Consider the following 4,673-nt stretch of genomic DNA (forward strand, 5'->3'; position numbering starts at 1 on the left):
CACGGAGACCCCATGAAAAAAACCGCAATCCTCATGACCACCCTTACCGCCGCCAGCGCCCACGCCGCGCCCGTCTTCAACATCTTTGAACTCGGCATAAAAGACGGCCAAAGCGCCGCCTACAACCACATTGGCGACGAAAACATCCGCACCTCGCTCGCAAACGAGCCGGGAACGCTTGCCATGTATTCCGTCAAACAAAAAGCCAACCCGCAAATGGCATACATGATTGAAATCTACGCCGATGACGCCGCCTACCAGGCGCATATCCAGTCGCCGCAATACCAAAAATTCCGCGAAGCCTCGCCGCAAATCCTCACAAACCACAAACACAAATACAACATCGAGCCGCAATACCTCGGCGACAAAAAAGTCGAACAGAATAAAAACACCCGCACCAACTTCCTCAGCGTCACCGTCAAACCGGAAGCCAACGAGCCGTTCGCCAAAATCGTCAAGGCAGAAATGAGCGAATCCATCGCCAAAGAAAACGGCGTGCGCGCCATTTACGCCGCTACCGACAAAGATCAGCCGAACAAATGGTATTTCTTTGAAATCTACGACGATGACGCCGCCTACCAAAGCCACCGCGACAGCCCGCATTTCCAAAAATACCTGAAAGAAACCGCCGAGCTGCTGCAAGACAAAACCTTTACCGAAATCACCCCGACCCTGCTGCAAAACCAAGGCGGACTGGAATACACAACGCCCTGAATATCCCCGCCCGCACCCCGCTCCGGCGGGGGAATTTTATGCGCCCTGCCCTGTCCCTCCCGTACAATAGCGCCCCCTTCCCACCGCCAGCCCGCATGAACCTCGCCACCACCTACACCCGCGCCCCCTTGAGCATGCACGCGCCGCTGGTGCGGGTCGAAGTCCACCTTGCCAGCGGCCTGCCAGCGATGACCCTCGTCGGCTTGCCGGAAAAAGCCGTGAAAGAAAGCAAAGACCGCGTTCGCGCCGCTATCTTGAACAGCGGCTTTGAGTTCCCGGCAAAACACATCACCATCAACCTCGCCCCAGCAGAACTGCCGAAAGACGGCGCGCGCTACGACCTCGCCATCGCGCTCGGCATCCTCGCCGCCTCCGGGCAAATCCCGCTGGACGCTACCGCCGCGCACGAATACCACGGCGAACTCGCCTTAAGCGGGCAACTGCGCCCGGTGAGCGGCATCCTGCCCTGCGCGCTCGCCGCCAACGACGCCCACCGCGACATCATCACCGCCCCGGAAAACCACCACGAAGCAGCGCTGGTCGCGCCCGATAATGTCCACAGTGCCGGCAGCCTCGCCGAACTTGCCGCCATCCTGCACGGCCAACGCCCCTGGCCTGCGCCGCCTGTCGCCGCGATGCGTCCGCCGCGCCAATACCCCGACTATGCCGACGTCATCGGCCAGCACCAGGCGAAACGCGCGCTGCTCATCGCCGCCGCCGGTGGCCATCATGTGCTGATGAGCGGTCCGCCCGGCACCGGCAAATCCATGCTGGCGCAGCGCTTCCCCGGCATCCTCCCCGCCATGACCGAAACCGAGGCCATCGAAAGCGCCGCCATCCGCTCGCTCGCGGGCAGCAGCTTCAATCCCGCCGACTGGCGGCAGCGCCCCTACCGCGCGCCGCACCACAGCAGTTCCGCCACCGCGCTGGTCGGCGGCGGTTCCTACCCCAAACCGGGCGAAATCAGCCTTGCCCACCACGGCGTCCTCTTTCTCGACGAACTGCCCGAATTCGACCGCCGCGTCCTCGAAATGCTGCGCGAACCGCTGGAAAACGGCCACATCACCATCAGCCGCGCCGCGATGAAAAGCGACTTCCCGGCGCGCTTCCAGCTCATCGCCGCGATGAACCCCTGCCCCTGCGGCTACCACGGCGACCCCGAACGCGCCTGCAGCGACACCCCCGACCAAATCGCGCGTTACCGGCAAAAAATCTCCGGACCGCTGCTCGACCGCATCGACATTCACCTCACCGTCGCCCGCCTGACCCCGGCACAACTGCGCGAACAACACAGCCCCGGCGAAACCAGCGCCCAGCTGCGCGCGCAAAGCGAAGCGGCACGCGCCATTCAGCAACGTCGCCAAGGCCGCGCCAACGCCGAATTAAGCGGACGCGCACTCGAACAACACCTGCACGCCGAAGACGACGTCCTGCCACTGCTCGACCGCGCCGCCGAACGCATGCACCTCTCGATGCGCAGCTACCAGCGCATCCTCAAAGTGGCGCGCACCATCGCCGACCTCGCGGACAGCGCGACCGTCAGCCGCGCGCATCTCGCCGAAGCCCTGCAATACCGCAGCGACAGCAGATGAGCCGCCTCCGCCAACTGCGCCTCGACCACCTGCGCAACCTCGCCGCCACCACGCTGGAACTGCACCCGCGCTGCACCCTCATCAGCGGCAAAAACGGCAGCGGCAAAACCGCGCTGCTCGAAGGCATCTACCTCTTGGGACGCGGCAAAAGTTTCCGCGAAAACCAGACGCGCCACCTCATCGCCCACGACCAGCCCTACCTGCGCCTCATCGCCCGCATCGAAAAAAACGGCGAAACCCACCTGCTCGGCATCGAAAAAAGCACGCGCGAACACCGCCTGCGCCTTGACGGCCAAAACCTGAAAAACCTTGCCGCACTCGCCGCCCTCACCCCGGTACAAATCATCAACAGCGACAACTTCGCCCTCATCGACCAGGGACCCGAACACCGCCGCCGCTACCTTGACTACGGCCTCTACTACCACGACCCCACCTTCCTCCCCGCCTGGCAGCGCTACAACTACGCCCTGAAAAACCGCAACGCTGCGCTGCGGCAAAACTGGCGCGCCGCTGACCTCGCCCCCTGGAATCACCTCTTGGGCGAAAGCGGCGAACAAATCGACGCGCAGCGCCGCGCGTACCTCGCCAAACTCGAAGAAACACTCAACACCTACCACGCCGAACTGGGCGGCTTTGACCGCATCCAGCTCCACTACCAGCGCGGCTGGACGGCCGACCAACCGCTGGCGGCGCTGCTCGATGCCAACAACGAACGCGACGCGCTTTTGAAACACACCCGCGACGGCATCCACCGCGCCGACATCCGCTACCTCGCCGGAGGCCGCGACATCGCGCACCACTACTCGCGCGGCCAACAAAAAACCCTCGTTTGCGCGCTCATCCTCGCGCAAACCCGGCTGATTGCCGCTGACAGCGGCACCGCGCCCATCATCCTCATTGACGACATCGCCGCCGAACTCGACCACAACCGCCAACAAAAACTGCTGCACTTCCTCGCTGCGAGCGACTCACAACTCTACATCACCCACATTGACGGCGGCCTCGAACTGCCGCCCGCACTCGCCGACCACCAGCGGCTGCACATTGATGCGGGCGTTATCCGCGAAACAAACTGAACGACGCCGATGGACTGGTGGCAAGCGCGAACAAAAACCTTGATAATCCCCTGCGGGCGCTGCCTGCCCTCAACCCAAACCCAAGGAGAAACCATGAACACCTTACCGTCCAAAACCCTGGTACTGACGCTGCTACCGCTCATTCTCGCCGCCTGCGGTGGCGGTGGTGGCGACGCCCCCGTCGCGGACAACCCGCCCGCGAACACCAACACCAGTCGCCCGTCCACCTCCACCCCGACAACACCCCAAAACCCGACGGACAACCGCCGCACGAGCCCGACAAACAACACCAGCCGCCCCGCCGCGCCAACCAATACCGCCGCCAACCGCCCCCTCGATGCCGATGAACAGCGTGCATTCGCAGCGAGCAAAACAAGCGCCTATCCACCCATCTGGAATGGCCGCGACAAAGTCGAACCGCTGCGCATCACCGCAGGCAACGCCACCCTGGCCTCGTTTGACGGCAGCATCTCGCGCAGCGACTTCCGCAGCCTGCCTGCGGGTTTCGCTACCCTCTCCGGCGACGTGAGCTACCTCAAAACCGGCAGACACTACCAAACCACGGTGCGCAGCTACCAGGGCTTCCGCAGCGGCGTTGTCACCAGCCATGCGCCCAGCCAGGGCTTCGCCTACAGCGATGACTACGGCATCAACACCCTGGTCAGCCAAATCCCGCAAAGTGGCAAGGCAACCTACAGCGGCATCGCATTCGACCGTAGCGAACGCGGCACCCTCACCTATAACATTGATTTCTTTACGCGACTGGGCGAAGGACGCATCAACGGTCTCAGCCGCTACGGCACCATTTCCCTGCATCCGGTACAGCTGCAAAGCAGCGCCGACAAAGCGGGCTTTGTCGGCAGCGCCAGCGCCACTGGCCATGCCCCAATGGAATACCGCGCCGTCCTCTACGGCAGCAACGCCGAAGAAATCGCCGGCTCCGTCACCAATACGACCGAACTAGAACACATCGGCTTCCACGGCAGCCGCGGCGACATTACCCCTTAGGCTGAAAAATCCCCCTCCCCTGCAGGACGCGCAGCTAACGTAGGTCGGGCATTTATGCCCGACATTTTTTTGTGTGTCGGCCATGAATGGCCGACCTGCGTTGGGTTGTTCCGGGTGATTTGATGCGCGTATGGGTTTCCGCTGCAACATTCCGCCGGTGTAGGGGGCTTGACCACCGTAACGACATTTCCGGGTTTGACGGTGGGGCAAGCCCCACCCTACACAACGGTGTTATAGCCATCCACCCTAAATAATATACTCAATAAAAGCCCGCTCCACCGCC

General features: G+C 62.8%; 4 protein-coding genes. All 4 read left to right on the forward strand.

Going from position 1 to position 4,673, the window contains the following annotated elements; translation table 11 throughout:
- Window positions 1–12 precede the first annotated feature (12 nt).
- The 4 genes from Q0349_RS09800 (at window position 13) to Q0349_RS09815 (ending at window position 4,390) form a co-directional block, all read left to right on the forward strand.
- Window positions 13–714, forward strand: a complete 702-nt coding sequence (locus tag Q0349_RS09800; RefSeq protein ID WP_298080719.1) for an antibiotic biosynthesis monooxygenase — start codon at window positions 13–15, stop codon at window positions 712–714.
- A gap of 95 nt (window positions 715–809) precedes the next feature.
- Complete coding sequence (locus Q0349_RS09805; protein WP_298080720.1) at window positions 810–2,306, forward strand: YifB family Mg chelatase-like AAA ATPase; 1,497 nt, start codon at window positions 810–812, stop codon at window positions 2,304–2,306.
- On the forward strand, window positions 2,303–3,382 hold the full coding sequence (gene recF, locus Q0349_RS09810; protein ID WP_298080722.1) for a DNA replication/repair protein RecF: 1,080 nt from the start codon (window positions 2,303–2,305) through the stop codon (window positions 3,380–3,382). Before Q0349_RS09805 ends, recF begins: the two co-directional genes overlap by 4 nt.
- 93 nt (window positions 3,383–3,475) lie before the next feature.
- Window positions 3,476–4,390: a factor H binding protein domain-containing protein gene (locus Q0349_RS09815; RefSeq protein WP_298080723.1), complete on the forward strand. Its 915-nt coding sequence runs from the start codon at window positions 3,476–3,478 to the stop codon at window positions 4,388–4,390.
- The last annotated feature ends 283 nt before the right edge of the window (window positions 4,391–4,673 follow it).

It is taken from the genome of uncultured Cardiobacterium sp., from assembly GCF_938028185.1.
Taxonomy (GTDB): Bacteria; Pseudomonadota; Gammaproteobacteria; order Cardiobacteriales; family Cardiobacteriaceae; genus Cardiobacterium.